This window comes from Burkholderia sp. FW306-1C-G01B, from assembly GCF_058781685.1.
The window spans coordinates 338,935-365,429 of sequence record NZ_JBYSWZ010000003.1; the positions used below are offsets into that span (position 1 = coordinate 338,935).

General features: G+C 66.6%; 25 protein-coding genes and 2 pseudogenes. 15 read left to right on the forward strand and 12 right to left on the reverse strand.

Translation table 11 applies throughout. The annotated features are described in order from the left end of the window. Positions 1–184: 184 nt before the first annotated feature. Positions 185–517: a hypothetical protein gene (locus AC3WLY_RS09020; RefSeq protein ID WP_492309023.1), complete on the forward strand. Its 333-nt coding sequence runs from the start codon at positions 185–187 to the stop codon at positions 515–517. Positions 518–816: 299 nt separating this feature from the next. On the opposite strand, the gene AC3WLY_RS09025 is transcribed toward AC3WLY_RS09020, so the two are convergent. Together AC3WLY_RS09025 and AC3WLY_RS09030 are read right to left on the reverse strand one after the other, a co-directional pair. Beyond that, the gene (locus AC3WLY_RS09025; RefSeq protein ID WP_492309022.1) at positions 817–2,322 is read right to left on the reverse strand and encodes a tetratricopeptide repeat protein; all 1,506 of its coding nucleotides are present in this window, start codon (positions 2,320–2,322) and stop codon (positions 817–819) included. 183 nt (positions 2,323–2,505) lie between these two features. Further along, positions 2,506–2,766: pseudogene (locus tag AC3WLY_RS09030) on the reverse strand (integrase); the annotation flags it as partial. On the opposite strand from AC3WLY_RS09030, the pseudogene AC3WLY_RS09035 reads away from it, so the two are divergent. Next, positions 2,723–2,848: pseudogene (locus tag AC3WLY_RS09035) on the forward strand (Tn3 family transposase); the annotation flags it as partial. The pseudogenes AC3WLY_RS09030 and AC3WLY_RS09035 sit on opposite strands and share 44 nt — an antisense overlap. A gap of 15 nt (positions 2,849–2,863) precedes the next feature. Here AC3WLY_RS09035 and AC3WLY_RS09040 read toward each other — a convergent pair. Together AC3WLY_RS09040 and AC3WLY_RS09045 are read right to left on the reverse strand one after the other, a co-directional pair. Further along, positions 2,864–4,168 (reverse strand): HipA domain-containing protein, encoded by a 1,305-nt coding sequence (locus AC3WLY_RS09040; protein ID WP_492309021.1) that lies wholly within the window; start codon positions 4,166–4,168, stop codon positions 2,864–2,866. Continuing rightward, positions 4,158–4,442, reverse strand: coding sequence for a helix-turn-helix domain-containing protein (locus tag AC3WLY_RS09045; protein ID WP_175961698.1), 285 nt, complete (start codon positions 4,440–4,442; stop codon positions 4,158–4,160). Before AC3WLY_RS09045 ends, AC3WLY_RS09040 begins: the two co-directional genes overlap by 11 nt. 593 nt (positions 4,443–5,035) lie before the next feature. Between AC3WLY_RS09045 and AC3WLY_RS09050 the strand changes: the two genes are divergently transcribed. From AC3WLY_RS09050 to AC3WLY_RS09070, 5 genes are all read left to right on the forward strand, one after another. Then, positions 5,036–5,965 carry a TauD/TfdA dioxygenase family protein gene (locus AC3WLY_RS09050; RefSeq protein WP_492309020.1) on the forward strand — a complete coding sequence of 310 codons (930 nt, stop codon included), beginning with the start codon at positions 5,036–5,038 and terminating at the stop codon, positions 5,963–5,965. Between the two features lie 46 nt (positions 5,966–6,011). Then, entirely contained in the window at positions 6,012–7,043 is a 1,032-nt protein-coding gene (locus AC3WLY_RS09055; protein WP_492309019.1) for an ABC transporter substrate-binding protein, read from the forward strand. 67 nt (positions 7,044–7,110) lie between these two features. Then, complete coding sequence (locus AC3WLY_RS09060; protein ID WP_492309018.1) at positions 7,111–8,088, forward strand: ABC transporter ATP-binding protein; 978 nt, start codon at positions 7,111–7,113, stop codon at positions 8,086–8,088. Continuing rightward, a complete protein-coding gene (locus AC3WLY_RS09065; protein WP_175961694.1) occupies positions 8,085–8,972 on the forward strand; it encodes an ABC transporter permease in 888 nt (295 codons plus the stop codon). Before AC3WLY_RS09060 ends, AC3WLY_RS09065 begins: the two co-directional genes overlap by 4 nt. Before the next feature lie 172 nt (positions 8,973–9,144). Continuing rightward, complete coding sequence (locus AC3WLY_RS09070) at positions 9,145–10,362, forward strand: acyl-CoA dehydrogenase family protein (RefSeq protein WP_492309017.1); 1,218 nt, start codon at positions 9,145–9,147, stop codon at positions 10,360–10,362. A gap of 35 nt (positions 10,363–10,397) precedes the next feature. Here the strand turns inward: AC3WLY_RS09070 and AC3WLY_RS09075 are convergent, their stop codons facing one another. From AC3WLY_RS09075 to AC3WLY_RS09090, 4 genes are all read right to left on the reverse strand, one after another. Further along, complete coding sequence (locus tag AC3WLY_RS09075; RefSeq protein ID WP_492309016.1) at positions 10,398–11,585, reverse strand: LLM class flavin-dependent oxidoreductase; 1,188 nt, start codon at positions 11,583–11,585, stop codon at positions 10,398–10,400. A gap of 115 nt (positions 11,586–11,700) precedes the next feature. Next, positions 11,701–12,225, reverse strand: coding sequence for a c-type cytochrome (locus AC3WLY_RS09080; protein ID WP_492309015.1), 525 nt, complete (start codon positions 12,223–12,225; stop codon positions 11,701–11,703). Further along, positions 12,218–13,483 carry a sulfite dehydrogenase gene (soxC, locus tag AC3WLY_RS09085; RefSeq protein WP_492309014.1) on the reverse strand — a complete coding sequence of 422 codons (1,266 nt, stop codon included), beginning with the start codon at positions 13,481–13,483 and terminating at the stop codon, positions 12,218–12,220. Before soxC ends, AC3WLY_RS09080 begins: the two co-directional genes overlap by 8 nt. A 132-nt stretch (positions 13,484–13,615) precedes the next feature. Next, the gene (locus tag AC3WLY_RS09090; RefSeq protein ID WP_492309013.1) at positions 13,616–14,800 is read right to left on the reverse strand and encodes a porin; all 1,185 of its coding nucleotides are present in this window, start codon (positions 14,798–14,800) and stop codon (positions 13,616–13,618) included. Between AC3WLY_RS09090 and AC3WLY_RS09095 the strand changes: the two genes are divergently transcribed. From AC3WLY_RS09095 to AC3WLY_RS09105, 3 genes are all read left to right on the forward strand, one after another. Continuing rightward, the gene (locus AC3WLY_RS09095) at positions 14,799–15,182 is read left to right on the forward strand and encodes a hypothetical protein (protein ID WP_492309012.1); all 384 of its coding nucleotides are present in this window, start codon (positions 14,799–14,801) and stop codon (positions 15,180–15,182) included. The two genes, AC3WLY_RS09090 and AC3WLY_RS09095, sit on opposite strands and share 2 nt — an antisense overlap. 105 nt (positions 15,183–15,287) lie before the next feature. After that, entirely contained in the window at positions 15,288–15,632 is a 345-nt protein-coding gene (locus AC3WLY_RS09100) for a DUF3088 domain-containing protein (RefSeq protein WP_072437935.1), read from the forward strand. 53 nt (positions 15,633–15,685) lie between these two features. Continuing rightward, positions 15,686–16,732: an ABC transporter substrate-binding protein gene (locus tag AC3WLY_RS09105; RefSeq protein ID WP_492309011.1), complete on the forward strand. Its 1,047-nt coding sequence runs from the start codon at positions 15,686–15,688 to the stop codon at positions 16,730–16,732. Between the two features lie 201 nt (positions 16,733–16,933). On the opposite strand, the gene AC3WLY_RS09110 is transcribed toward AC3WLY_RS09105, so the two are convergent. From AC3WLY_RS09110 to AC3WLY_RS09120, 3 genes are all read right to left on the reverse strand, one after another. Further along, positions 16,934–18,076: an FAD binding domain-containing protein gene (locus AC3WLY_RS09110; RefSeq protein WP_492309010.1), complete on the reverse strand. Its 1,143-nt coding sequence runs from the start codon at positions 18,074–18,076 to the stop codon at positions 16,934–16,936. Between the two features lie 37 nt (positions 18,077–18,113). Next, positions 18,114–18,989, reverse strand: coding sequence for an alpha/beta fold hydrolase (locus AC3WLY_RS09115; RefSeq protein ID WP_072437938.1), 876 nt, complete (start codon positions 18,987–18,989; stop codon positions 18,114–18,116). Positions 18,990–19,323: 334 nt separating this feature from the next. Beyond that, the gene (locus AC3WLY_RS09120; RefSeq protein ID WP_175961683.1) at positions 19,324–20,043 is read right to left on the reverse strand and encodes a TetR/AcrR family transcriptional regulator; all 720 of its coding nucleotides are present in this window, start codon (positions 20,041–20,043) and stop codon (positions 19,324–19,326) included. A 366-nt stretch (positions 20,044–20,409) separates the two neighbouring features. Here AC3WLY_RS09120 and AC3WLY_RS09125 point away from each other — a divergent pair, with 366 nt between their 5' ends. Genes AC3WLY_RS09125 through AC3WLY_RS09135 form a run of 3 tightly spaced genes read left to right on the forward strand, consistent with a single transcriptional unit; the run spans position 20,410 to position 23,609 of the window. Beyond that, positions 20,410–21,147 (forward strand): YoaK family protein, encoded by a 738-nt coding sequence (locus tag AC3WLY_RS09125; RefSeq protein WP_175961682.1) that lies wholly within the window; start codon positions 20,410–20,412, stop codon positions 21,145–21,147. Between the two features lie 48 nt (positions 21,148–21,195). Next, positions 21,196–22,137, forward strand: coding sequence for a glyoxalase (locus AC3WLY_RS09130; RefSeq protein ID WP_492309009.1), 942 nt, complete (start codon positions 21,196–21,198; stop codon positions 22,135–22,137). A 14-nt stretch (positions 22,138–22,151) separates the two neighbouring features. Further along, positions 22,152–23,609, forward strand: a complete 1,458-nt coding sequence (locus AC3WLY_RS09135; protein WP_492309008.1) for an alginate export family protein — start codon at positions 22,152–22,154, stop codon at positions 23,607–23,609. A gap of 22 nt (positions 23,610–23,631) precedes the next feature. Here the strand turns inward: AC3WLY_RS09135 and AC3WLY_RS09140 are convergent, their stop codons facing one another. After that, complete coding sequence (locus tag AC3WLY_RS09140; protein ID WP_425132122.1) at positions 23,632–24,537, reverse strand: LysR family transcriptional regulator; 906 nt, start codon at positions 24,535–24,537, stop codon at positions 23,632–23,634. A 140-nt stretch (positions 24,538–24,677) separates the two neighbouring features. Here AC3WLY_RS09140 and AC3WLY_RS09145 point away from each other — a divergent pair, with 140 nt between their 5' ends. Together AC3WLY_RS09145 and AC3WLY_RS09150 are read left to right on the forward strand one after the other, a co-directional pair. After that, positions 24,678–25,328: a DsbA family oxidoreductase gene (locus tag AC3WLY_RS09145; protein WP_492309007.1), complete on the forward strand. Its 651-nt coding sequence runs from the start codon at positions 24,678–24,680 to the stop codon at positions 25,326–25,328. A 158-nt stretch (positions 25,329–25,486) separates the two neighbouring features. Continuing rightward, positions 25,487–26,473, forward strand: a complete 987-nt coding sequence (locus AC3WLY_RS09150) for an MBL fold metallo-hydrolase (RefSeq protein ID WP_310134013.1) — start codon at positions 25,487–25,489, stop codon at positions 26,471–26,473. Positions 26,474–26,495: the final 22 nt, after the last annotated feature.

The window sequence follows — 26,495 nt, forward strand, 5'->3', positions numbered from 1 at the left end:
TGAAATTAACCACGTTCTCCCGGCTGCGAGGAAGGGGCCAGGAAATGTGTCAAACCGATGCCGCATACTATGCGAGCGCGCTAACTCATGCTGGTGTACATGCGGAATTGGAATCGCCATTAAAAATGGCGATATTAATTTCATGAGAAGGAAATCTTGATTATTTAAAACAGGAAAAATTTAAATGAAATTCACACATTCGATCGTTCTAAAAGCAGCGCTGCTTGGCTTCTCACTTTCAGCTTTTCATGTGTATGCGGCAGGGTCGTCGATGTCCCTGTCATGCACCGCCTCAAATGGCGGGACGTGTTCCGCCACAGGCAACCAGTACGGCACATCAAATGTATCGACCTTTTACTGGCAAGGCACAAACGTATCAATGACCATTCTAAATGGTAACAGCGTGAACGTTACATGTCAGCAGTCGGGACTCGGCTTCGTCAAAGCGTCAACATATATTGACGGCAACACAGGAATTCCTCTTTTGAGTGCGACGGCGGTAATTTCTTGTCCGTAATATATAAATGACACTTATATCAGGAGAGGTGGCGCCAGCCTCTTCATTTAATAAAAAATTGTTTTACCAAGCTGCGTAATGAGGCGGATGCCAAATTACCAATTTGAATGCGGCTGTTATTCGATTGTTAACGACAAGATCGCGTAACAATCTGATATCGAAGTGATGAACTAGATTTCATGCATATAAAATAAGTATAAAAAATTACTGATCAGAAATGCATGACTTGAATCAATCTGCATTGCGGATCGGTTTGTTCATGAAATGGCGAGCAACGTGCCGTCAAGGAGGATCCCGGATTATGTTTTGCGCACGGCAGACAACGCATGGACAATGCGCGCGACCGCATTGGCCCAATCCGTTTCCTCCGCTTTCTGCCTGAATAATGTGACGACGTCCGGATACCACGCGGATTTCGTACCCGCGCAGGTCCAGCGCCAGTCGGTAGCCACGTTCGAAAGCAAGATCCAGGTAGGCTTGCCAAGCGCTGCGCTCAAATGTACCACTGCGGTATCCACACCAATAACGAGATCCAAGCTGGAAATGATCGCGGCGACGTCGGCAAAATCGGCGACACTATTGCCCAGGTTGACGATAAAGCGATCTCCGATCCCGTCTCGAATCTGCGCGCTGGTTGCCTCCTTTTGAAGGCTGACAAAAATAACATCTTCGATCTGCCACAACGGGATTAGCGTCTTCAGATCTGGCAATGAGCGAGCGCGATCATTCGGGTTTCCTGGAGCTCCTTGCCATACTAGACCGACTCGCAAACGGCCGCCTGGTATCATTTGATCCCATTTGAATTCGGTACGAGGAGCATGCAAATAAGGTAGCGTCGCCGGAATGGAATTAGGAGATTCCTTCAGATTAACAGGAATACTCCAGATATAGGTCCAAAAATCGTGAGGCGGGCACGTCGACGGATTGAACGTATCGCGAGCAACCACTGCATCTACTTCAGATAGAGTCGAGAAAAGTGGCTGGGTGGCAGCGGAACACACCAATGTGATCCATTTCGCGCCGAGTGACTTGAGTCTCTTGATATAGCGAACCAACTGTATCTGATCACCGTGCCCTTGTTCTGGCCAAATGAGCAGCGAAGCGCCATCGATCGGCTCCCCTATCCACTGCGGAAAGGGCACCGCAGGCGCGGTTGAGAACATTCCCTTGAAATCGGTTTCGTGGCGCGCTTCGAAGAGCGGCAGCCCTTCGCTCCAGTTATTTCGATACAGCAGTAAATTGCCCAGATTGAGTTTAGACGCTGAACGCCAAGGTTGGAGCTCTATCGCCTGCCGATATGTCGCATCGGCTTCGTCGTAGCAACCTAGGTCTTTCAACACCAGCCCCAACGCGTTCAACGCCTCGTAATTACCAGGGGCATGCTCAACGGCACTGCGGATCGCCTGCTCCGCTTCTTTTAGCCGGTGTCCGGATCGAAGCAGCATGCCGAGATTCAGCAGCGCCTGGCCGTGGCCGGGTGCTTTCGACACGGCGAGTCGAAACGATCGTTCCGCGTCGTCGTACCGTCCGAGCGACTGGTAAAGTACACCTAGATTATTGTCAACATCGGCCATTTGAGGTGCTGCATGCCTTGCCCAGTGCAAACAAGCCTCGGCGGTGCTGACGTTGCCCAGCTTCAAATGGCACACACCAACGATGTTTAGCAACTCCCCGTGGTCGCCATGCTGTTCCAGGAGCGCCTGCGCCGTCTGGATGGCGACGTCGAATTGGCCTTGAGCATAATATTTTCTAATCAAGGAGACAGTTGCATCGTCTATTGCAGATGGTTTGCGATGTCGTTGCATGAATTACTGACGATTGCATCAAAAATGATTGGTGGTGCTCCATTCGTAGGGCATTGTCGCATACATCGTCCGGGCACGATGCCGTTTCGGGGGCGAACAAGATAAGCGCGATTCCCTATCATAAGCCTCTGAGTTATGAAAATTCCTGCGCTTATCCTTAAGCCGATATAAACGACCCTCCGCTCATTTTCGTGCGGCAAACACTTGATTGAACTGCCGAGCTCGCTGCACTGCGTCGCTGTGAAGGCAGGTCGACGCCGTCGAGATCGAAGCATGGCGCAGGTTGTCACGTACCATGATCAATTCTGCGCCCCGCACCAGTGCATGCGTGTGCCGCATCCAGTGCGGGCTCGCGCGGCGCAACTTCTCCGCCGTCGGGGGCCGCCCGTTCTGGATCGCATCGGCGACCAGCACGAAAAACCTCAGCCGCAAGCAGGTCGCGTGGCTGAATCTGAAATACGTGACCGAGGAACGCCTCGACAAGGCGATCGTGAAAGTCATCGACGCCTACAACCAGTTCGCGCTGCTGGCCCGCAGCCGTTCATCCGCGGGCCTGACGAAGCGCGCGCCCCATCTCCGCGATCGGCATCGAGACAATCGAGTTCAGCAGGCGCATCTCTCCAGCATCCGGGCGCGCGATCTCGCGCACTTCATCGAGTGTCAGCGCAACGTTGCGATCGAGCGGTTCGAGAAAGCGCCGCAGTTCGCTGGCGGCCGCCTTCTCCCTGAGCCCGAGCGCCTGGCCGAACGCGAGCAGCGCATTCGTGTCGATGTCGGCGAAACGCGTCGCCGTGCCGAGCGGCATCGTCAGTTCGCAGTGCGGCCAGTGATCGCCGCGATGGTCGGGGCGGTGTGTCGGCGTGTGATAGACGACCGTGCTGACGATGTCGTAGAACGGCGCAAGCCGGTAGCCGCGCGCGTCGACGAAGAACGACAGGTTTTTCAGGTGCGCGTCGCCATTGCCGATCACCACGTTGAAGATCGTCCAGCGGAACACCGACAGGCGCGCGAGGGCGCGCGTGCTGGTCTGCCCGATCGCGCGGCCGAGCTCCTCCGCGTTCGCGCGCTGGTACTTGAAGCCGCGATCGTAGTTCAGCAACTGCATCGCATCGATCGTGTGCAGGCGTCTGGCCGGCTCCGACGCGGTGTCGCGGTCGAAGCGGTCGATCACGTAGCACGCGGACGGCGCGCGAAGAAAATGCACGTCCGGAACGTCGAGGCCCATCCGCTTCGCGAGCTTCATGCAGAAGAACTCGTTGATCGCCGAATGCGGATAGCCGGCGGCGCGCATGTCCGGCTTCAGCAGATGCATCGACGGCTCGCTGCCGACCGGTTCGAACAGAGCATAGTTCGGCGCGTCTCCGCGCAGGATCAGCAGCAGCTTCTGCTGCGCGCCGGCCGCCGACATGCGCTTGGGCGCGGTGGCCGTCAGCGCGTGCTCGGGCATCGCCTGGATGCGGCGCTCGAGCTCGTCGAGCCCAAGCGGCTGCATGCTGCCGGCCGCCTCCTGTTCGCCTTCGGCCAGCAGTGTGAGCGCACCGGCCGATTCGCGCCCGAAGTAGGCGAGCAGGCCCCACGCGTCGGCGGCATCGACCTTCGCCTCGCGCGCGAGCGACGTGCGCATCCCTTCCTCGGGCAGCAGGTTGTCGAAGAACCACTGGACCGGGCGATCGGTCGAGCTGTCGGTGAAGGTGCCGGCGCGCAGCGCGAACGCGGGCGACAGCGGGTACGCGTGCGGCGAGGCGAGCCACTGCGCGTCGTACGTGAACGACCAGATGCCTTTGTCGTCGGTCAGCCTGCCCATGCGCAGCCCGTTCGCGGACGCGATCAACGTTCTAGCCGCCATGAGCGCTCCTGCGGCGTCGAGCGGCCTTGAGCGCGTTTTCCGCCGAAATCTCGATTGACGACTGCGCGAACAGGCTTACGCCTAGTTCGCCGAGCAGCAGCAGCACCTTGCCGATTTGCGCGGTCGGCTTCCCGGCTTCCACCTGGCTGATGAATTTCGGCGAAAGTCCCGTGGCGTTCGCGAGTTCGTCGCGCGTGAACCCCTGCTGGAGCCGCACGGCGCGAATAAGGTTGGCGAGGGCGCCGATCGTGTTGACGGACCGAGTCTCCGGCATGACGTTCTCCGTGCTTCGTATCTGAGCGGGAACAGTATTGCACAATTTGCGGGTTCGGGCATCGATTCGTATCCGATCGGAAACGAAAATGCTCCGCAGGTGGCTGGATGATTGTTTCGTTCCCGATCGGGAACCGGATGGCATGGAATCGCGGACGGCGGCATTTCCGTATCCGGGCGGATACGTGATCGGCGCGCACGACGGGGCCGGCCGGCCGCGCGTGCAACCCGGGCACGGGACGGCGTGCATCGACGCCGACGCTACGTTGTGCTCGCCCGGACCGACATGAGCGTGCACGCCTGTCCGACGATCGTACGGCGCGCGTCGACGCCGCCGTGCAGCGGTCGGCAGCGCGCGTCGACATCGTTAGAATGACCGCGGCACATCGGTCCATTCCGTGACCCGTCACCCGATCGACATGACTGAAGGTCCCGATCGGACGGTTTCGTGCCGGCGCAACCGCCCGTTGCCGCGCCGTACGCCCGAGCAGCGATCTTTATGACCGCAGCAGATAAACGTATCCGAATCGCTTCGTTGACGCAGTCCGGCACGCACTCGTAGATTCGCGTTTTGACCGAATCAGGGGCTGTGCCGTGACGACTACCGCCATCCGCGACGCCGCAACGCTTTCCGCCGGGCATCCGCCCGCATCGCGGCCAAGCGGTGCGGCGCAACGCTTCGACATCGTTCCGTTCGACGCGCCGCTCGGCGCCGAAGTGGTCGGCCTCGACCTGTCGCGGCCGCTGGACGCCGAAGGTTTCGCGCGCATCCATCGCGCGCATCTCGACCATCACGTGCTGGTGTTTCGCGACCAGCGCATCACGCCGGACGAGCACATCGCATTCAGCCGCCGCTTCGGCCCGCTGCAGATCCATGTGCTGCACCAGTTCGCGCTTGCCGGCCATCCGGAGGTGCTGATCGTGTCGAACATCGTCGAGAACGGCAAGCCGATCGGGCTCGGCGACGCGGGCCATTTCTGGCATTCCGACCTGTCGTACAAGGAGAAGCCGAGCCTCGGTTCGCTGCTGCACGCGCAGGAATTGCCGGCGGAGGGTGGCGACACGCTGTTCGCGAACATGCATCTCGCGTGGGACACGCTGCCGGCCCACCTGCGCCGCGCGATCGAAGGGCGGCGCGCCGAGCATACGTATCTCGCGCGCTATGCGGAACTGCAGGCGCGCAGCCCGTGGCGGCCGAACCTGTCGCCCGAGCAGATCGCGCAGGTCGATGCGGTCGTCCATCCGGTCGTGCGCACGCATCCGGAAACGGGCCGCAACGCGCTGTTCGTCAGCGAGCATTTCACGACGCGCATCGTCGGCCTGCCCGACGACGAAAGCCGCGCGCTGCTCGACGAACTGTTCGCGCACAGCGTGCGCGCCGAACACCTGTACCGGCACCGCTGGCGTGAGCACGATCTCGTGTTCTGGGACAACCGTTCGCTGATGCATCTCGCCGCCGGCACGCCCGACCATCTGCGCCGCAAGCTGTACCGCACGACGATCGAAGGCGACGCGCCTTTCTGAGCCGCGTGCCGCGTCATCCTTCCGCCCCATCCTGACCGGAGTTCCGATGTCGTTTTCGTTTTTGCCGGCGCGCCGCGCGCTGGCGGCCATGCTCACCGCCGCGCTCGCGTTTGCGGGCACGCTCGCACCGCAAGCCGCGCACGCGGAGGGCCGCATCCGCATCGCCGAGCAGTTCGGCGTCGTCTACCTGATGCTGAACGTCGCGCGCGACCAGCAACTGATCGAAAAGGAAGGGCGCAAGGCCGGCATCGACATCAAGGTCGACTGGGTGCGGCTGTCGGGCGGCGCGGCCGTGAACGACGCGCTGCTGTCCGGCGCGGTCGATATCGCGGGCGCGGGCGTCGGGCCGCTGCTGACCGTGTGGGACCGCACGCGCGGCCGGCAGAACGTGAAGGGTGTCGCGTCGCTCGGCAATTTCCCGTACTACCTCGTCAGCAGCAACCCGAACGTGAAGACGATCGCCGACCTCGGCGCGAAGGACCGCATCGCGGTGCCGGCGGTCGGCGTGTCGGTGCAGTCGCGCGTGCTGCAGTACGCGGCCGCGAAGCAGTGGGGCGACAAGCAGTTCGACAAGCTCGACGCGCTCACGCAGGCGATTCCGCACCCCGACGCGACGGCCGCGATCCTCGCGAACAGCAGCGTGATCACCGGTCACTTCGGCAATCCTCCGTTCCAGGAGCAGGAGCTTGCCGGCAACCCGAACGCGCATATCGTGCTGAACTCCTATGACGTGCTCGGCGGCCCGAGCTCCGCGACCGTGCTGTACGCCACCGAGAAATTCCGCGACGACAACCCGAAGACCTACCGCGCGTTCGTCGCCGCGCTGGCCGACGCCGCGCGGCAGATCGCGGCCGACCCCGAGCGCGCGGCCGATACCTATATCCGCGTGAACGCATCGAAGATCGATCGTGCGCTGCTGTTGAAGATCCTGCGCAATCCGCAGGTGCAGTTCAAGACCGCGCCGCAGAACACGCTGCCGCTCGCGCAGTTCATGCATCGCACCGGCGCGATCCGCAACGAGCCGAAGTCGTGGCGCGACTACTTCTTCGACGATCCGGCAACCGCCGGCGGCAGTTGAGCGGTGCCGCCGCTTCGACGCCGCGATCGACGCTTATGCGTCGGCACGGTTTCGATATGCGTAATCGTTGGTTGGTCCGCGCGACGCCCGGCCGTATGTTGACGCTTTACCCGCAAGAGATTCGATCGTGAACGCCACCTCTCCCCGAACCTGGCTGCCGCCGTATGCGGCGCGCGGCGGCGCGTCACCCGCCGCCCAGGCCGCGCCCGACGCGCGCGCGGCGATCCGGCCCGCGCAGGCCGGCGCGCACAGCGAACGCCTGCTTGCCATCGACCGCGTGAATCTCGAATACCTGAGCGGCGCGCGGATCGTTCGCGCGACGCACCAGGTGAGCTTCGACGTGTACGGCAGCGACCGCTTCGTGCTGCTCGGCCCGTCGGGTTGCGGGAAGTCGACGCTGCTGAAGGCGATTGCCGGCTTCATCGAGCCCGTGTCGGGTTCGATCGCGCTCGACGGCCAGCCCGTGCGCGGGCCGGGGCCCGACCGCATCGTGGTGTTCCAGGAGTTCGACCAGTTGCCGCCGTGGAAGACGGTCGTCGAGAACGTCGCGTTTCCGTTGCGCGCCGCCGCGAAGCTGTCGCGTGTCGAAGCACGCGAACGCGCGCTGCACTATCTCGACAAGGTCGGGCTGGGCGCATTCGCCGAAGCGTATCCGCACACGCTGTCGGGCGGCATGAAGCAGCGCGTCGCGATCGCGCGCGCACTGGCGATGCAGCCGCGCGTGCTGCTGATGGACGAACCGTTCGCCGCGCTCGACGCGCTCACGCGCCGCAAGATGCAGCAGGAACTGCTGCGGTTGTGGGACGAGTTTCGCTTCACGCTGCTGTTCGTCACGCATTCGATCGAGGAAGCGCTCGTCGTCGGCAACCGGATCCTGCTGCTGTCGCCGCATCCGGGCCGCGTGCGCGCGGAACTCAACAGTCACGAGCATTCGCTCGACAGCGTCGACACCGGCGACTTCCGCGACAACGTCGCGCGGATCCATCGCCTGCTGTTCGATACCGATGCAACGAACGCGCCGACGACCGAGGAAGCCGCATCATGAGCACGATCGATCCGGTCCTGCCGCCGCTGCCGCCCGTGCGCGCCGAATACGAACGCACGCTCGACACGCTGCCCGACGCCGAACGCGCGGCGCCGGCCCCGCTGTTGCGCCGCATCGCCGGCGCGGGCTGGTTTCGCCGCAGCGTCATCGCGCTCGTGCTGATCGCCGCATGGGAGATCGTCGCGCGCATCGTCGCGAACGATCTGCTCGTGCCGACCTTCGGCGCGACGCTGGCCGCGTTCGTGCAGGGCATCGAGTCGGGCGAACTGCTCGTGAAGACGGGCATCTCGATGTCGGTGCTGCTGCGCGGCTACGCGCTGGGCGTGTTCTTCGCGTTCGCGCTGACGTCGCTCGCGGTATCGACGCGCATCGGCCGCGACCTGCTGACGATGCTCACGTCGATGTTCAATCCGCTGCCGTCGATCGCGTTGCTGCCGATCGCGCTGCTGTGGTTCGGACTCGGCACCGGCAGCCTGCTGTTCGTGCTCGTGCACGCGGTGCTGTGGCCGCTCGCGCTCAGCATGTACACGGGTTTTGCCGGCGTGCCGGCCACGCTGAGGATGGCCGGGCGCAACTACGGCCTCACGGGTCTGCGCCAGATCGCGCTGATCCTCGTGCCGGCCGCGCTGCCGTCGATCCTGTCGGGCCTGCGCGTCGGCTGGGCGTTCGCGTGGCGCACGCTGATCGCGGCCGAGCTCGTGTTCGGCGCGAGCGCGGGGCAGGGCGGGCTCGGCTGGTACATCTTCCAGAACCGCAACGAGCTGTATACCGACCGCGTGTTCGCGGGTCTCGCGGCCGTCATCGTGATCGGCCTGCTCGTCGAGAACCTCGTGTTCGACACGCTCGAACGCGCGACCGTGCGGCGCTGGGGCATCCAGCACTGACGCGATGGTGCGCCGCCATTCCCGGCGCGCGCATAACAAAAGCTGAAATCGGTTTTTCGCGCGCGTCGGGTGCGTCCCTATACTTTGCGGTGCCGCGCGTGCGCCGTGTCGCGAATGCCTCGACCACGCGACGCAGCGACGCTCCCGATCTTCTCGCATAAGGAACCGCCGAATGACTGCCCGTGATGCCGTCGACCCGCGCGACGCGTTGCGCGACGCGCTTGCCGCGCTGCCCGATCTCGCGAACGCGATCGGGCAGGATGCCGCGCAACGCGAGGCGCGTCGCGAACTGCCGTTCGAAGGCTTCGCGATCTTCCGGCGCTCGGCGCTGGGCGTGCTGCGGATTCCTGTGGCGCGCGGCGGCCTCGGCGGCACGCTGGTCGATCTGTTCGACACGATCGCGACGCTGGCCGCGGCCGATTCGAATCTCGCGCACGCGCTGCGCATCCACTACGACATGACCGAGACGCTGCGGCTGTCGCCGCGCACGCCGTTCAACGACGTGCAGCTCGAACGCGCGCTGGCCGGCGCGATCTTCGGCGGTGCGTCGACCGAGCGCGGCACGTCGCGGCCCGGCGAGAACACGACCGTACTGCGCCGGGACGGTGCTCACCATCGCGTGACGGGGCGCAAATATTATTCGACGGGCACCGCGTTTGCCGATTTCGCGCGCATCAACGTGGAGAACGAGCAGGGCGACGCGCTTGCCGTGATCATCCCGGTCGCGCGCGACGGCGTGCAGGTGCTCGACGACTGGGACGGGATGGGGCAGCGCATGACCGCGAGCGGCAGCCTGCTGCTCGACGACGTGCAGGTGTTCGCGGACGAAGTGGCCGCGCGCGACGGTGCGTCGCTCGTCGGCCGCCATTGCGGCGCGCTGCGGCAGCTTCATCTCGTCGCGACGGGTGCGGGCATCGTGCGCAACGTGGTCGCCGATGCGCGCCGCTACGTGCTCGCGCACGGCCGCCCGGCGCTGCACAGCCCGGCGCCGACCGCGCGCGACGATCATTTCATCCAGCAGATCGTCGGCGAACTGTCCGCGCACAGTCACGCGATCGATGGGCTCGTGCGCGAAAACGCGCGGGCGCTCGACCGCTCCGCCGACGCGATCGAGGCCGGCGACGCCGATGCGCATGCGCTCGTGCTCGAAAGCGCGCTCGCGACCGCGCGCACGCAGTTGATCGTCAGCAAGCTCGCGTTGCATGCGGCCGAGCGGTTGTTCGAAGTCGGCGGCGCGTCGGCGACGGCGCGCGAACACAACCTCGACCGGCACTGGCGCAACCTGCGCACGATCTTCAGCCACAACCCGCTGCTGCACAAGGCGCGCGTGATCGGCGACTACGAACTGAACGGCGTGACGACACACCTGACCGAAGGGCGCGTGTTCTGATCCTGCCGCGCGCGCGACGTTTCCGCCGCCTGACCTCAGCGCCGCAACCCGGCGTCGCGCAGCAGCGGCAGCACGCGCTCGCCAAAGAAGTCGAGATCGGGCTTGAAGTCGTAGAAGCTCAACTGGATCCCGTCGATGCCCGCGCGGTGCAGTCGCACGATGGTGTCGGCAACTTCCGCGGGCGAGCCCGTGATCGAGATATTGCCGCCGATCGCGCGTGCCGCTGCCTGCGAGCGCTGTTCAAAGCCGCCGCGCCACGCATGTGCGTCGCTGTCGAAGCGGTGGAAGCTGCCTTCGTCCGCATGCGCGACGATCGCGTCGCGGTACGCGCGCGCTTCGGCCGCCGTCTCGCGGCAGATCACGAGCGGATTGAGCAGCGTGCGGATCGTCCGGCCGCGTGCCGCGGCGGCTGCCTTCACGCGTGCGGTATGCGCAGGCAGCGCGTCGAGCGCGAGGGCGACGTCGGGGCCGGCCGGGCTCGTGACGAACACGATGTCCGAATAGCGCGCCGCGAAATCGATGCCGGCGTCGGAGCCGGTCGCGTTGATCAGCAGCGGGCGACCGTAGCGCGGCTTCGGCGTCACGAATGCGCCGCCCAGGCGCCAGCTCGACAGTGCGGGCGCGTAGCTGAAATTGTCCGGTTGCGCCCACAACTGCTGGACCGCGTCGAGGAATTCGGCGGCCATCTCGTAGCGCCGGTCGTGCTCGATCCGGTTCCAGCCGAACATCTCGTGCTCGATCGCGCGATGGCCGGTCACGACGTTGATGCCCCAGCGCCCGCGCGAGATGTGATCGAGCGTCGCGGTGAATTTCGCGAAATGCAGCGGATGCCACGGCCCGTAGAGCACATGGCTCGTCGCGACGAGGATGATCCGTTCGGTGCGCGCGGTCAGCGCGGCCAGCGTCATGAACGAGTCGAGTGCCTGGCCGTCGAACACGCCGCCGTAGCCGCCTTTCGGCAGCCACTGCGACAGCGCGAACACGAGATCGAAACCGAGCGCTTCGGCGCGCGCGACCAGGTCGGCGTTGTAGTCGAAGGTCCAGTCGGTCGAGCGCGGCAGCGTCGATGCGCTCCATCCGCCGGCCTGGATCGGCAGGAACAGCCCGAGCATCAGCGGCTGCGCGAGCGTGCGCGACACGGGGCTGTCGGGGAAGTCCGCCGGCGAGCGGACGTCGACGAACGGCGACGATGCGGCGGGGGCGGCGAGGGAGATGTCGCTCATGATGGGTTCCTTGCGGGGTGTGTGCGCGCTGAAGCCGGACGAAGACGATACGCACGCGCTGCGGCGGTTCGCGCGGGAACGACTGCGGATTGCACGGCGAGCGGATCGCGCCGCGTCATAACCGGCCCGGCCTCGGATCGGGCACGAAGCCGTCGCGGTTCGGCATCTTCACGCGCGGCAGCGTGCGCGCATCGAGCCGCGCGTCATCGGGCACGATGCCGTTCAGGTGCAGCACGTATGCGGTGACCGCATAGACGTCGTCCGCGCTCAGCGATTGCGGCGCGTTGTACGGCATCGCGCGGCGGATGTAGTCGAACAGCGTGGTCGCATACGGCCAGTAGCTGCCGACGGTCTTTTTCGGTTTTGCACCCGCGAGCGAGCCGAGGCCGCCGACGAGCGGATCGCCGACGCCGCCTTCGCCGCCGGCGCCGTGGCACATCGCGCAATTGTCCGCGAACACATGGCCGCCGCGCGCAACCGTGCCCGAGCCGGGCGGCAGGCCGCTGCCGTCGGGCGCGACGTCGATGTCCCACGCGGCGAGCGCCGCGCGGTCGACCGGCTGCCCGAGGCCGAAGCCTGCGCCGAATGCGTTCGACACGACCACGGACGCAGCGAGCAGGCAGGCGAGCGGCTTACGCATTGCGCACCTCGCCGTCCGTGCCGACGTGCCAGTTCTGGATGCCGTTGTAGTGATACTGCGAATTGAGCCCGCGCGCGGCGACGAGTGCGTCGCGGGTCGGCTGCACGTAGCCCGTGTCGTCGGTCGCGCGGCTTTGCAGGTCGGCCGGCTCGCCGTTCCAGACCCAGTCCGCCTCGAAGCGCGTCAATGCGCGATCGCGCACGTCGCCCGCGAGCCGCGCGGGTCGCCACGTGCGGCCGCCGTCGGTCGATACGTCGACCGCGCGAATCCGGCCGCGGCCCGACCACGCATAGCCGCCGATCGGGTGATAGCCGTGCGCAGCGAGCCGATGGCCGGCCGACGGCCGCGTGATCACCGACTTCGCGTCCATCTCGAACACGAACTGGCGCGCGCAGCCGCCGGGCAGCAGGTTCGTGTATTTCGACGTTTCCTCGCGCGTCATCTCCGGTGCGCGAACCAGCTTCAGCCGCCGCAGCCACTTGATGTTCGTGTTGCCTTCGAAGCCCGGCACGATCAGCCGCACCGGGTAGCCGTTCTCGGGGCGCAGCCGCTCGCCGTTCTGCGCATAGACGACGAGCGCGCGCTCGAGGATCCGGTCGAGCGGCAGGCTGCGTGTCATCGCCGCGCCGTCGGCGCCTTCGGCGAGCAGCCAGCGCGCGGACGGGTCGATGCCGGTTTCGTCGAGCAGCGTCGACAGCCGGACGCCCGTCCATTCGCAGCACGACAGCAGCCCGTGCGTGAACTGGACGGGCAGCCCGCTCGGGCCGTTCCATTCGCTGCCGGTGTTGCCCGAGCATTCGAGGAAGTGGATCCGCGATTCGGACGGGAAGCGCAGCAGGTCGTCGAGCGTGAATACGCGCGGCTCGCGCACGAGGCCGTGCACGACGACGCGATGGCGCTGCGCATCGATCTCGGGCACCCCGGCGTGATGACGTTCGTACACGAGGCCGTTCGGCGTGAGGTCGCCGAACAGGTCGGCGAGCGGCGTCATCGACGAGCCGGAGCCGGGCAGCACAGGCGTGCGGGCGCTGCGGCGGATCACGTCGCGTTCGTGCGGGCCCGGCACGCCGTACGGCGGCGACAGCAGCGGCGCGCCCGGCGAACGGGTCCACGGCGGCACGTCCAGCGGGGAGAGCGGCTGGCTTGCGAGCGCGCCGCCGGCAGGCAGCAGCGCGGCGGCCCATCCGCCGGCGAGCTGGCGCAGCGCCGCGCGCCGGCCGGTGCGCGGCGGGCGGGAAGGAACACGGGAATCGGTCATGGTCGAACGCGTATCGCGTGCGGCGGCCGCACGCGGGGAAACGGACATTCTCGGCAACCGGGCGCAACGCGGCAAACAACGATTCCCGCTTTGCTTATCGTGCTTATCGCGCCGCGCCCGATGCGCGTGCCGTCAGAACTTCACGCGCAGCCCGCTGACGATCGCGACCTGGCGGTTCGTCGACGACGCGCTGCCGATGTTCGAGATCGCCGCGACCTTGCGATAGCCGCCCGACGTTGCCGTGCTCGGATCGCCGGCCGCGAGCTGGTAGATGCCGGACAGGTAGAGATCGGTGCGCTTCGACAACGCGTAGTCGAACCCGAGCGTGAACTGGTGCCAGCGCGGCTTCAGCGTCTGGCCGCCGGTGCCCGGCAAGCCGCTCGCGCGCCCGTCGGTGAACGTATAGACGCCGATCAGCGTGGCCGCCGGCGTGATCTGGACACGCGCGTTCACGTCGTAGTTGTTGAACTTGCGCGACGAGCCGTCGACATAGTCGAGCTGCGTGTGGCTCCATGCGAAGCCGAGCGTCGCGCGGCCGAGCGCGTAGTTCGCGCCGACGGCGCCGATCTGCTGCTTGAGCACGCCGCCGTTCAGCCCGTAGAAGAACGCGCCGCTGTAGTCGTTGCCGGTGGTCGAGGTCGCGCCGCCCACCGCGCCGCTGGTATTCGACGTCGCGTTCGGATGATTGAGCCGCACGTAGCCGCCGCCGACCGACAGCGGGCCGTTCACGTAGTTCGCCGACACGCCCCACGCGTTGTTGTTCGAGAAACCGGTGCCCGCGCCGCCGTTCGCCTGGTTGCTGAACGCATAGAGCAGGTCGGCCGTGAAGCCGGCGATCGTGTCGCTGCGGAACTTCACCGCGTTGTTCAGCCGGAAGCTCTGGTTCAGGTTGTCGTTGTCGCCTACGTGCGTGGCCGGCGACCAGAAGCCGGACCCCGAGTACTGCGCGACGAGATCGGTGATCGGCTCGTACTGGCGGCCGAACGTCAGCGTGCCGAGCCCCTTCTTCGCGAGGCCCACGTACGCGGAGCGGCCGAACAGGCGGCCGCCCTGGCCGAGCCCGCCGTCGCTCGGCCGGAACCCGCTTTCGAGCGTGAAGACCGCCTGCAGGCCGCCGCCGAGATCCTCCGCGCCTTTCAGGCCCCAGCGGCTGCCGCTCAGCTTGCCGCTCGTCTGCTGGATGTTGCTCGCGCCGCCCTGGTTGTTCGTATAGGCGATACCGGCATCGACGACGCCGTACAACGTGACGGAACTCTGCGCATGCGCGCCGACCGAACCGATCGAAACCAAACCCAGGACTACCGATTTTTTGATCATGACCATCCTCTGTTTTTATGACTACGTCTGCGAGGATCACGATGCTATTGACGACGGGCGCCGCGCTGAACGGTCGATCCGTGGTTTGCAAATCGCTGCGCGGCGGATTTGCAATGTGCGTCGCCGCACGCTCGACACGTGCGTCGCGATCGCGTCCGGCGCACATGCTGCGGCGAACGCATCGCACCGACGGCGAACGTCGAGCGCTGCAAACGTGCGGCTGTCGTCATATCGATCGATGAAATCGTTCGATGTCCGCAATGCATGCGGTTCGGCTCGCGATGCTTTTATGCAACGCCGCCCTGTGCGGCGAATGGCCGATGCGCTATGCACGGCCGCATATCGATTTCGCAAAACGTTGGTAGGGCAGTGCGATGCGTGACGGTAGAGTCGGGCATCCGGTCGCGGGCCGGCATGCTCCGGGAACACGACGGCGCCGACGCGCGCGTTCGTCCCGGTCGTACAACGAACACGGGAGCCGTTTGACATGAGTCGCGATGTGCTGTTTTTGCTGGAACCGGGCTTTAGCGATCCGAAGCATCCGGGCCGACGCTTCGTCTGTCCGCATGGACTGTCGATCGAAGGGCTGCTGGCGAGCGCGCCCGACCGCGCCGGCCGCATCGACGTGAAGCGCATCGGTTTCGAGCGGCCGCGGCACGCGGTGATCGACGCGCTCGACGACGCGCACCAGGGCCTGCCGGTGCTCGTGCTCGGCCGCGACCAGCCGGCGCCCGACGATGCGCAGACGCTCGGCGACGTGCGCTTCGTCACCGACGCACGGCGCATCCTCGAACTGCTGGCCGAACGCCACGGGTTTCCGGTGCTTCATTGATGCGGTGGTTTTCACTTCTTGTCCGATTCCTATCCGACTGACAGGAGCATCCGATGTCGTCAATTTCGGCGGCGCGCCGCCGCCTGCTGCTCGCCGGTGCCGCGGTCGTGTCGGCCCCGTGGGCCCCGTTTTCCGCAAGGGCCGTGTTCGCCGCGCCGGCCGTCAATGCCGATCTCGCCGGCACGACGTTGCGCGTCGCGACCTACAAGGGCGGCTGGCGCGCGCTGCTGCAGGCGGCCGGCCTCGGCGACACGCCGTACCGGATCGAATGGCGCGAGCTGAACAACGGCGTGCTGCACATCGAGGCGCTCAATGCGGATGCGCTCGATATCGGTTCGGGTAGCGAAATTCCGGCGGTGTTCGCCGCGCGCCAGAAGGCCAATGTGCGGTTCATCTCCCGCGCACGCGAAGACCTGAACAACCAGGTCACGCTCGCGCGCAAGGACACGCCGATCCGCAGCATCGCGGAACTGAAGGGCAAGCGCGTCGGCTACGTGCGCGCGACGACGTCGCACTATTTCCTGTATCGCCAGCTGGCGGAGGCCGGCCTGAGCTTCGACGACATCCAGCCGATCAACCTGTCGCCGACGGATGGTCTGTCCGCATACGATCGCGGCGACATCGACGCGTGGGCGATCTACGGCTACAACGGCCAGCTCGCGCGCAATCGCTACGGCGCGCGCGTGCTGAAGACGGGGAAGGGTTATCTGTCGGGCAATTTTCCGGTCTACGCGAACCCGCGCACGCTCGACGATGCGCGCCGTCGTGCCGCGACGGGCGATCTGCTGCTGCGGTTCCGGCACGCGTATGCGTGGGCGAACGGGCATTTCCGCGACTATGCGCTCGTGCAGAACCGCGAGACGCGCGTGCCGGTTGCCGATCTCGTCGCGATGTTCGAGCAGCGCAGCGACGACTATGCGCTGCTGCCGGTGACGCCCGACGTGGTGGCGCAGCATCAGCAGGTCGCGGATGTGTTCGCTCGCATCGGCGTGCTGGACGGGCCGGCGAATGTCGCGCCGTTCTGGGATACGTCGTTTAATTCGTTGGTTGCGGCGGGTTGCGGCGGGTTGAGGCGGTGCAGCGGTAAGACGCCCGTGTGACTTCACGGTTTCAAGCCCGACGTGGGCCTCGCCGGGCGACCCGGCGCGACCGGATCAGGAGAACGTCGTCGCGTTCGAATGAAATCGGCGCCCGGTTCGAGCATCTGAAACATAAAAGGTTCGTCACTGCGTTGCCGGTCGACGGCGGTATGTCGGAGACCGTCGCATGATCGAACGATGCACCGCGCATCCGATGGCCGGTTACGCGCGCCCCATGATCCGGGTGCCGAGCGAGATGCCGAGTTCGGACAGCGACGCATTGGCGGCAAGCTGACGGGCCTCCCAGCGCGACAGCGCGGCGTCGAACGCAGGGCCGTGTACGACACCGCGCAGCGCGTCGGCGAGACCGACCGCATTCTCCGCCGCTTTCGCGACGCCGGCGGCCGTATGCGGCCGGACGAGGCAGGCTGCATCGCCGAGCAACACCGCGCGGCCGAAAGCCATGCGGTCGACCGCGAGATCCAGGATCGCCTGGGCGAACGGTGCTTGCGTTGCATCGACGAGCGCGGCGAGCGTCGGCGCAAGCATCCGGCGGCCGGCATCAACGAGTTCGAGCCGGTTGTCGTCCCGCATCGCGCCGGGCGGCAGCGATCCGTCGCGCTGCGTGCCGTCCTGCGCGAGGAACAGCGACGGCAGGCGATCCGCTGCGAGCCGCCGGTACCAGACCCAGTTCACGCGCCGCTTGCCCGGCTCGATCGCGCCGTCGCGGCCGGGCACCAGATAGGTCAGGAACAGATGCGCGTCGCCTTGCTGAAACGTGAAGCGGTCGCGCAGCACCCGCAGCACCGTGTCGGGAAGCAGATGCTCGTCGACGAGCCCGCGCCACGCGACATAACCCGCGTACGCGGGCCGCGTTTCGGGAAGCAGTTGCGCGCGGACGTTCGAGCGGCCGCCGTCGGCGCCGACCAGCAGGTCGGCCTGCTCGACGCGGCCGTCCGCGAAATGCGCGATCATGCGGTCGCCTTCCTGCGCGAACCGCTCGAACGATACGCCGGCGTGCACGACGCCGGCCGGCAGCGCGCGCTTCAGGGTCGTGTAGATCACGTTCCACGCGGTCTGCGTTTGCGGCATGTGCAGGCGTTGCACGATCCGGTCGTGCTCGTCGAGATAGATCCGGTCGACCGAATCGACGCCCGCATCGCGCGGCACGGGCACGCCGCCGAACGTGAATGCGCGTTCGATCGGCGCTTGCAGCACGATGCCGCCGCCGCGGCTGTCGAGGTCGTTCGGCGATTGCTCGAAGACCTTGACGCGCCATCCGGCCGCGCGCAGCGCGGTAGCCGTGAAAAGCCCGCCCACCGATCCGCCGATGACGACCGCCAGCGGGCCCGAAACGTCGCTCATGGTTCCTTCCTCCCGATGATCCGTCGCGCGCGGCGGTTCAGCCTTCCCAGTGCTTCAGGAAGTCGAGCAGCAGCGCGTTCACGCGCTCCGGCTGCTCCTCCTGCGGCAGGTGTCCGCACTGCGCGATCGGCTCGGCACGCAGGTTCGTCGCCATGCTTTCCCACACGGATTTCATGTCGAACATCTTGCCGACCGCATAGAAATCCTCGCCCCAGATGGCCATGGTCGGGCATGCGATCCTGACGTCCGCATCGACGAGATCCTGCTTCACGTCTTCCGCGTTCGCGCGATAGTCGGCCAGTGCGCCGCGCACGGCGCCCGGACGCCGATACGCACGCACGTACGTGTCGAACGCGTCGCCGGAGATCGCGTGCGGGTTGTAGCACCAGTCGGAGAAGAAATAGCTCAGCCATTCGGCCTCTTTGCCGGCGATCAACGCTTCGGGCAAATCCGGCACCTGGTGGAACAGGAAGAACCAGTACGCGCGCGCCGTTTGCGCGGTCATGTTCTGCGCGACGATGCGCGTCGGCACGTTGTCCATCACGACGAGCCGCTCGACGCGCTCGGGGAAGTCTTTCGAGAAACGCGTCGCGACGCGTGCGCCGCGGTCGTGCCCGACGAGCGCGATGCGGCCGATGCCGAGCGTGTCGAGCAGTTCGGCGAGGTCGCGCGCCATGTTGCGTTTGTCGTAACCGGCGGCCGGCTTGTCGGTTTCGCCGTAGCCGCGCAGGTCGGGCGCGATCACGCGGTAGCGCTGCGCCAGCGCGGGGATCTGGAAGCGCCACGCGAAGCTGGTTTCCGGGAAGCCGTGCAGCAGGACGACGACGGGCCCGCTACCGGCATCGATGTAGTGCTGGCGGATGCCGTTCGCGGTGACGGTGTGATGGGTGATCGAAGGCGTGGCGATGGTCATGTGGCGGTCCCTGTTCGGTTCGTCCCGCGCGCAGCAGGCGTGGGCGCGAATGCCTGTCGAGGATAGGCGAAGCGCGCGATGCGCCGGATAAATTGTTCTGAATTCGTCTGGTGGCGCGCACGGCCGGCATCGACCGCTTCATCACGATCACGTCCTGGCCGGATGGCCGGTGTCCGCTGACCCTCGCGTGAATCGCGCCGCAAACGGCGGTCCGACGATCGGCACGACCCACGAAGGCGCCAGCGCGTAAAAATGCCGGATGCCAATTCGACCGTCGTCGAGCGTCGCGCTGCGATTGCACGCGATCCGAGCGCGATCGCCGGCCGCCGCCGCGTCACGCGCGCCGGCGGCGCCGGCCGGTCGCGCCCGACGCGAGCTGCTTCAGCGCGGCGGGCGTGCCGTGCAGGAATGCGTCGATCAGCCGTTCGATTTCGGTGTCGAGATCGTCGGGCACCGGCAGGCCGTAGACCCACTTGCGGACGCCGAAATAGAAGATGCTCGCGTGCAGGCTCCAGACCAGTTCGATTTCCGCATTGCGCTGGGCTTCCGTCGCCGGCGTGGCGATGTCGTATTCGTACCGCAGCTCGCGCAGCACCGGCAGGAATACGCGTTCGCGCAGCCGCGACAGGTAGCGCGTGTTGAACCCCTCGCGGCTGAGCCCCGCGAAGATGAAGGTGCGGATCCATTCGCGCCGCAGGATGGTTTGCGCGTACGCGCGGTAGAACGCGACGAGCCGCTCCTGCAGCGGGACCGCGCGATCGGAGATCAGCTTTTCCCAGTCGGGATCCCACGTGTAGATCTCGTCGTAGACACGATCGATCAGCGCTTCCTTGCTCGGAAAGTACCGGTACAGCAGCGGCTGGGTGACACCGATCTGCCGCGCGAGCTCGCGCGTGCTGCCGGAAAAACCGTGCGTCGCGAAGTGCTCGATCGCCTTCTCGACGATCTGACGCTCGCGCGCTTCCGGCGCGAGCCGGCGGCCCGGCGTGACGGCGTTGCCGTCGGTGTCGGTCCCGGGCTCGCGGGCCGGCGTGCTGCGTTTTCTTTCGGTCATTCCTCGGCTCCTGATGGCGCGCATGCCTAAACTATCGATCGAAAAATAGCACGATCGGGGCCGCGAATACGGTTTGCGGCGCGGCTTTTGTTGCGGCGCTGAATTCCTTGCGGGATCTCCCTGCGTCGAACCGGACCGGCGCCCCCGTCCTGCGCTCGAGCCGGCGGATTCAGAAAATTTCAGGCCGCCGCCAAGACATTTAGGCCGGCCTTCACTACTCTAGCTTCCGAACCGCCGCATGGGCCGGATGCCAGTCGGCAAGCCGGACCAGTCGGCGAAACCGGAGCGGAACATGCTTTATCTGATCTCGTCGGGCGCCGGCATTGCGGGCGCCGGCGCAGTCGACACATTCCAGGAAACCGGCTCATGCCTTCGCAGCAAGTAACCGCGGGCGCCGCCGCCGCGCCCGATCACGTGCGCGGCGAGGACGTGTTTCTCGCGTCGATCGCAGGTTATGTCGACACGCTCGGCTTCGTCGCGCTGTTCGGCCTGTTCACCGCGCACGTCACCGGCAACTTCATCCTGATCGGTTCGGGGCTGGCGGGCGTCGGGCAAGGGCTCGTGATCAAGTGGCTCGCGTTTCCGGCCTTCATCGCCGGCATCGTCGGCGCGCGCGTGCTCGACCATCGGATGCGCGTGCTGGGCCATGGCGTGCGCGCACGTTCGCTGTATGCGCTGCAGGCCGTGCTGCTGGCCGGGTTCATGCTGGCCGGCGTGATGGCATCGCCGATCGCCGACGCCGACGCGCCGCGGACGATCCTGTGCGGCCTGCTCGGCGCCGCGGCGATGGGCGTCCAGAACGCGCACGGCCGGCTGACGGCCCGCTCGGTCGTCGCCAACACGGTGATGACGGGCAATGTCACGCAGGCGGTGATCGATGCGTTCGACTGGCTCGTGCCGCTCGCAGCTCCTGCCGAACGGGACGCCGCGCGGGTGCGGCTGCGGCGCACGCTGCCGCCGGTCGCGGGCTTTGCGCTCGGGGCCGGCGCGGGTGCGGCGGCTTATGTGTTCGCCGCCTTCTGGGCGCTGGCGCTGCCGCTCGCGGCGCTGTGCTTCCTCGCCTATCAATCCGGTCGGCCCGACGCGGGGCCGACGTCACGCTGAATGCGCGCGCAGCATACGGCTGCGCGTGCCACTTTCAAGGAGAATTCGATGATTGCACTGAAGTTGCGACAAGTATTGCGGATGACGGCCGCGTCGACGGCCGTGCTCGGCGCTTTGCTGGCGACCGCGCCGGCTCATGCCGACGAGACGCGTCTGCTCCAGTCCTCGTCCGCGCGCGTGCCGGCCGTCGCGGTCGGCCCGCAATACGACACGACGCACGTGTGCGTCGCGCCGGAGGATTTCGACCGCTTCACCGACAGCTTCGTCGCGACGTTCGGCGGCAAGAAGTCGCAGCAGGGCGTGTTCCAGGTCACGCCGACGCCGAGCCAGACGATGTCGCAGCTCGTGCTGACGCCGGTCGGCACGATCTCGGTGTTCGGCTTCAAGACGCCGATCCCGTATCCGTTCTGCGAGGAGCGCACCGGCTATCTCGTCACCGACATGGACGTCGCGGTGAAGTCGGCGCGCGCGCACGGCGCGGACGTGATCGTCGACACGTTCCCCGACCCGATCGGCCGCGACGCGATCGTCCGCTGGCCGGGCGGCGTGAACATGCAGCTTTACTGGCACACCCAGGCGCCGCACTACGACGCGCTGCAGACGGTGCCGGAAAACCGCGTGTACGTGTCGCCGGAAAGCGCGAGCAAGCTGGTGCACGACTTCGTCGCGTTCTCGCGCGGCAAGGTCGTGTCCGACGTGCGTAAGGCGCCGGGCATCGAGATCGGCCGGCCGAACGACACGTATCGCCGTATCCGCATCGAGTCGGGCTTCGGCAAGATGACGGTGCTGGCCACGGACGGCCATCTGCCTTACCCGTTCGGCCGCGAGATGACCGGCTATGAAGTGCTGGATCTGGCCGCGACGCTGAAGCAGGCGCAGGCAGCGGGCGTGACCGTGCTGGTGCCGACGTTCACGTCGGACGGGCGCGATGCGGCGCTCGTGCAGTTCCCGGGCGGCTACGTCGCCGAGATCCACGCGCGGTCGAAATGATGGACCGCCGGCCGATGAAACGGGCGTGGCGGCGCGTGCTGCCGGCCGCCGTGCTGGCGGGCGGCGTCGCGACGTACGCCGGGACGGCGGCCGGCGCCGAGGAAGCCGCGGCGGCCGATGCCGCGGCGCCGGCCTCGACCGCCGGCGCGACGTGCACCGCAAAGCGCCCCACGTTGCTGTTCAACCGCTGGCAGGAAGACTGGTCGGTACTCGCGGATCCGTGCGTGCCGCGCAAGCCGCTCGATGCGCTGAAGTACATCCCGCTGGGCGCCGACCCGTCGACCTACCTGTCGCTCGGCGCGAACCTGCGCGAGCGCTTCGAGCTGAACAACGCGCCGCTGTTCGGGCTCGGCGCCGCGCATGACGACAATTACGTGATCCAGCGCGCGACGGTGCACGCGGATCTGCGTTATGCCGGGCATTTCCAGGCGTTCGTCCAGTTCGTCGACGCGCGGCCGTTCGGCAAGGATACGGTCGGCCCCGTCGACAAGGATCAGCTCGATATCGAGCAGGCGTTCGTCGCGTATGTCGACCAGGTGGGCGGCGGCACGCTCAAGACCCGCATCGGCCGGCAGGAGATGGCGTTCGACTTGCAGCGGTTCGTGTCGGTGCGCGACGGGCCGAACGTGCGCCAGGCGTTCGACGCGCTGTGGGCGAACTACGAAATCGGCAAATGGCGGCTGATCGGCTATGTGACGCGCCCGGTGCAATATCGCAACGACGCGGTGTTCGACGACGTGTCGAACCGGCACCTGAGATTCGACGGCGTGCGCGTCGAGCGCAGCGGCACGGGCCCCGGCGACCTGTCGGCCTACTGGTCGCGCTATACGCGCGACAACGCACGTTATCTCGCCGGAGCCGGCACCGAGCGGCGCGACGTGTTCGACATGCGCTACGCGGGCAAATCCGGCCGGCTCGACTGGGACGTCGAGGCGATGCTCCAGACGGGGCACATCGGACAGGACACGATCGGTGCGTGGGCGTTCGGCGCGCTGGGCGGCTACACGTTCACGAAGACGGCGGGCACGCCGCGCATCGGCATCCAGGTCGACGGCGCGTCGGGCGACAAGCATCCCGGCGACGGGCGCATGGGCACCTTCAACCCGCTGTTTCCGAACGGCTATTACTTCACGCTCGCCGGCTACACCGGCTACAGCAACCTGATTCACGTGAAGCCTTCGCTGACGTTCAAGCCGGCCAGCAACGTGACGGTGCTGACCGCGGTCGGTTTCCAGTGGCGCGAGACGACGGCCGACGCGATCTACGGGCAAGGGATGTCGGCGGTGCCCGGCACGGCTGGCAAGGGCGGTTCGTGGACGGGCATGTATGCGCAGGCCCGCGTGGACTGGCTCGTCAACGCGAACGTGGCGCTGGCCGTCGAGGCCGTGCACTTCCAGGTCGCCAACTCGATTCGCGCGCTCGGTGCGCGCAATGCCGACTATGTCGGCATGGAAGCGAAGTTCGGCTGGTAAGGCGGCGCGGCGCGCCGCCGGCTCACTGCTGCGTGCGCGCCAGCGCCTCGACAAAATCGATGAACGCCGTGACGCGCTTCGAGCCGCGCTGATTCGGCAGGTAGAGTGCGGTGACGACCGAGCGCGCCGCATCGGGCGTGACGTCGTACTGTTCGAAGAGCCTGCGCAGGCGGCCCGACTGGACGTCGGCGTCGACCAGCCAGTCGGGCAGCAGCGCGATGCCGGCGCCGTCGAGCACGGCATCGCGCAACACCTCGCTGTGATTCGACTTCAGGCGCCCGGCGACCAGCACTTTCGTCGTGCCGTGCGCATCGGCAAACGTCCACGCCTGCTGGTCGCCGCCGAAGTGAAAGCGCAGGCACCCGTGATCGACCAGCTCGCCCGGCGCCGACGGCGTGCCGTGCGCATCGAGGTAGTCGTGGCTCGCGACGACATAGCGCTGGAACGTGCCGAGCTGCCGCGCGACGACTTCCGCGGACGGCGCCGCTTCGCCGAGCCGGATCGCGACGTCGATCCGGCCGGCGACGAGATCGACGCGTTCGTCGGTGAGCTGCAGGTCGAGGTCGAGCTTCGGATAGCGCGCGAGAAATGCCGCGACGTGCGGCGCGATGCGGCGCACGCCGTACGCGACCGGCACCGACACGCGCAGCGGTCCGGACGGCTCGTCGCCGCGATCGGAAACCAGCGCGTCGGCTTCCGCGAGTTCCTCGAGCAGCCGCTTCGCGCGTGCGTAGTACACGGAGCCGGCATCGGACAGCGTGACCTGTCGCGTCGTGCGGTTCAGCAGCACGGTGCCGAGCGACGCCTCGAGCGCATCCACCGCGCGCACCACCGACGACGCCGCGAGCTCGAGGCGCCGTCCCGCGCTCGAGAAGCCGCCGGCTTCCGCTACTTCCACGAACGCGCGCAGCGCGGAGAATTTGTCCATGTCGTCGCCTTTGTGACTTCGTGTCTTCGTGCCTTTGTGCCTTTGTGCGCGCCGCAACGATGCATTGCGTGCCGTTCGCATTCTATCGTCGGCCCGCACGCGCTATCTTCCGGACTGCAATGTACAGGAAGGAGCCTGCGATGAAACCCCTCGAAGTAACGGTGACCTACGACCTCATCTGCCCGTGGTGCTGGATCGCGGAGCGCCGGTTCGCGGAGGCGCTTGACGAAGCCGGCCTGGCCGGCAACGTGAGCGTCCGGTTCGTGCCGTTCGAACTGAACCCGTCGATGCCGGCCGGCGGCATGGACCGCAAGGCGTACCGGAGCGCGAAGTTCGGCAGCTGGGCGCGCTCGCAGGCACTCGACGCGCATGTGGCCGAAGCCGGCCGGGCGGCCGGCCTCGTGTTCGATCATGCGCGGATCGCACGCACGCCGAACACGCGGCTTGCCCACCGGCTCGTCTGGTTCGCTCAACAACGCGGCAGTGCGGTCGCGCTCGTCGACGCGCTGTTTGCCGCGTATTTCCGCGACGGCTGCGATATCGGCGACGCGGACGTGCTGGTCGAGATAGCGGCCGGCGCCGGTTTGCCGGGCGACGCGGTGCGTGCGTTCCTGGCGTCCGGCGAAGGGCTCGATGCGGTGGTCGCGCTCGAAGCGCAGGCGGTGCGCGAAGGCGTCGCGTCGGTGCCGTCGACGCGCATCGGGCTGTCGGTCGTCAGCGGCGCGCAGCCGGCCGCCGTCTTTCGCGATGCGTTGATTGCCGCGCAGCACGCGCGTGACCGGGCCGCCTGAATCCGGGCCGGCGCCGCCGAGGCCCGGCCTTCAGAACGATTCATGTCCCGCTCAGGACTATTGCGAATCCGGCCGGTAAGCTCGGTGTCGCGCGCATCTGCGCCGGCCGGACCGGCAAGCCGGCGCGCGCAACGTCGATACGCAACCGGGGAACGGACATGAAGAACTTGAACTGGCGCACGCGCGCGGCGCGCTCGGGCCGCATGCTGCTCATCGCGTGGTGCGTCGGCATCGTCGCATCGGTCGCGTTCGCCGGCGAGCCGGGCGGCGGCAACCAGGCCCCCGGCTTCTATCGGCAGAAGCTCGGCAACCTTCGGATCGTCGCGCTGTCCGACGGCACGCATCCGTTTCCGGTCGATACGGTCTTCCGCGATGTGTCGAAGGACGACATCCGGCGCGATCTCGATCGCGAGTTTCTGGAGCCGCCCGTCCAGGGGTCGATCAACGCGTTCCTGGTCGATACGGGAACGAAGCGGATTCTCGTCGATACGGGCGCCGGCGTGCTGTATGGCGACTGCTGCGGCAAGCTGCTCGCGAACCTGCGCGCGGCAGGCTATGCGCCGGAGCAGATCGACGAAGTGTTGCTCACGCACCTGCACAAGGATCACGTCGGCGGCATTGTGTCGAACGGCAGGATGACCTTTCCGAATGCGGTCGTTCGCGTGAACGAGATCGAAGCGAATTACTGGCTCGATCCGGACAACAAGGCACAGGCGCCGGCGTTCCTGGCGTCGTTTTTCGATGCGGCGGCCGCGTCGGTCGCGCCGTACGTCGCGGCCGGACGCTTCAAGACGTTTCGCGGCGAAGCGACGCTCGCCCCCGGCATTCGCGCGGTGCCGATGCCCGGCCATACGCCGGGCCATACGGCCTATCTGATCGAGAGCGGCGACGCCGGGCTGCTCGCGTGGGGCGACATCGTGCACGTCGCGGCGATCCAGTTGCAGGATCCGGACGCGACCGTCCAGTACGACAGCGATGCCGACGCGGCGCGCCGCACCCGGCGCGATACGCTGAAGCGCGTCGCGGACAAGCGTTATCTGGTCGGTGCCGCGCACATCGCGTTTCCCGGGCTCGGGCATCTGCGCAGGGACGGGGAGCAGTACGACTGGGTGCCGGTCAATTACGACGCGACGCCGCTTCAATGACGAGCATGGCGCGCGCGGCGGC

What these genes read in the sequence shown, in the direction of transcription:
- AC3WLY_RS09020 (WP_492309023.1), top strand. Translation starts at nt 185, where the DNA reads ATGAAATTCACACATTCGATCGTTCTAAAAGCAGCGCTGCTTGGCTTC.
- AC3WLY_RS09025 (WP_492309022.1), bottom strand. Translation starts at nt 2,322, where the DNA reads ATGCAACGACATCGCAAACCATCTGCAATAGACGATGCAACTGTCTCC.
- AC3WLY_RS09040 (WP_492309021.1), bottom strand. Translation starts at nt 4,168, where the DNA reads ATGGCGGCTAGAACGTTGATCGCGTCCGCGAACGGGCTGCGCATGGGC.
- AC3WLY_RS09045 (WP_175961698.1), bottom strand. Translation starts at nt 4,442, where the DNA reads ATGCCGGAGACTCGGTCCGTCAACACGATCGGCGCCCTCGCCAACCTT.
- AC3WLY_RS09055 (WP_492309019.1), top strand. Translation starts at nt 6,012, where the DNA reads ATGTCGTTTTCGTTTTTGCCGGCGCGCCGCGCGCTGGCGGCCATGCTC.
- AC3WLY_RS09065 (WP_175961694.1), top strand. Translation starts at nt 8,085, where the DNA reads ATGAGCACGATCGATCCGGTCCTGCCGCCGCTGCCGCCCGTGCGCGCC.
- AC3WLY_RS09070 (WP_492309017.1), top strand. Translation starts at nt 9,145, where the DNA reads ATGACTGCCCGTGATGCCGTCGACCCGCGCGACGCGTTGCGCGACGCG.
- AC3WLY_RS09075 (WP_492309016.1), bottom strand. Translation starts at nt 11,585, where the DNA reads ATGAGCGACATCTCCCTCGCCGCCCCCGCCGCATCGTCGCCGTTCGTC.
- AC3WLY_RS09080 (WP_492309015.1), bottom strand. Translation starts at nt 12,225, where the DNA reads ATGCGTAAGCCGCTCGCCTGCCTGCTCGCTGCGTCCGTGGTCGTGTCG.
- soxC (WP_492309014.1), bottom strand. Translation starts at nt 13,483, where the DNA reads ATGACCGATTCCCGTGTTCCTTCCCGCCCGCCGCGCACCGGCCGGCGC.
- AC3WLY_RS09095 (WP_492309012.1), top strand. Translation starts at nt 14,799, where the DNA reads ATGACCATCCTCTGTTTTTATGACTACGTCTGCGAGGATCACGATGCT.
- AC3WLY_RS09090 (WP_492309013.1), bottom strand. Translation starts at nt 14,800, where the DNA reads ATGATCAAAAAATCGGTAGTCCTGGGTTTGGTTTCGATCGGTTCGGTC.
- AC3WLY_RS09100 (WP_072437935.1), top strand. Translation starts at nt 15,288, where the DNA reads ATGAGTCGCGATGTGCTGTTTTTGCTGGAACCGGGCTTTAGCGATCCG.
- AC3WLY_RS09105 (WP_492309011.1), top strand. Translation starts at nt 15,686, where the DNA reads ATGTCGTCAATTTCGGCGGCGCGCCGCCGCCTGCTGCTCGCCGGTGCC.
- AC3WLY_RS09110 (WP_492309010.1), bottom strand. Translation starts at nt 18,076, where the DNA reads ATGAGCGACGTTTCGGGCCCGCTGGCGGTCGTCATCGGCGGATCGGTG.
- AC3WLY_RS09115 (WP_072437938.1), bottom strand. Translation starts at nt 18,989, where the DNA reads ATGACCATCGCCACGCCTTCGATCACCCATCACACCGTCACCGCGAAC.
- AC3WLY_RS09120 (WP_175961683.1), bottom strand. Translation starts at nt 20,043, where the DNA reads ATGACCGAAAGAAAACGCAGCACGCCGGCCCGCGAGCCCGGGACCGAC.
- AC3WLY_RS09125 (WP_175961682.1), top strand. Translation starts at nt 20,410, where the DNA reads ATGCCTTCGCAGCAAGTAACCGCGGGCGCCGCCGCCGCGCCCGATCAC.
- AC3WLY_RS09130 (WP_492309009.1), top strand. Translation starts at nt 21,196, where the DNA reads ATGATTGCACTGAAGTTGCGACAAGTATTGCGGATGACGGCCGCGTCG.
- AC3WLY_RS09135 (WP_492309008.1), top strand. Translation starts at nt 22,152, where the DNA reads ATGAAACGGGCGTGGCGGCGCGTGCTGCCGGCCGCCGTGCTGGCGGGC.
- AC3WLY_RS09140 (WP_425132122.1), bottom strand. Translation starts at nt 24,537, where the DNA reads ATGGACAAATTCTCCGCGCTGCGCGCGTTCGTGGAAGTAGCGGAAGCC.
- AC3WLY_RS09145 (WP_492309007.1), top strand. Translation starts at nt 24,678, where the DNA reads ATGAAACCCCTCGAAGTAACGGTGACCTACGACCTCATCTGCCCGTGG.
- AC3WLY_RS09150 (WP_310134013.1), top strand. Translation starts at nt 25,487, where the DNA reads ATGAAGAACTTGAACTGGCGCACGCGCGCGGCGCGCTCGGGCCGCATG.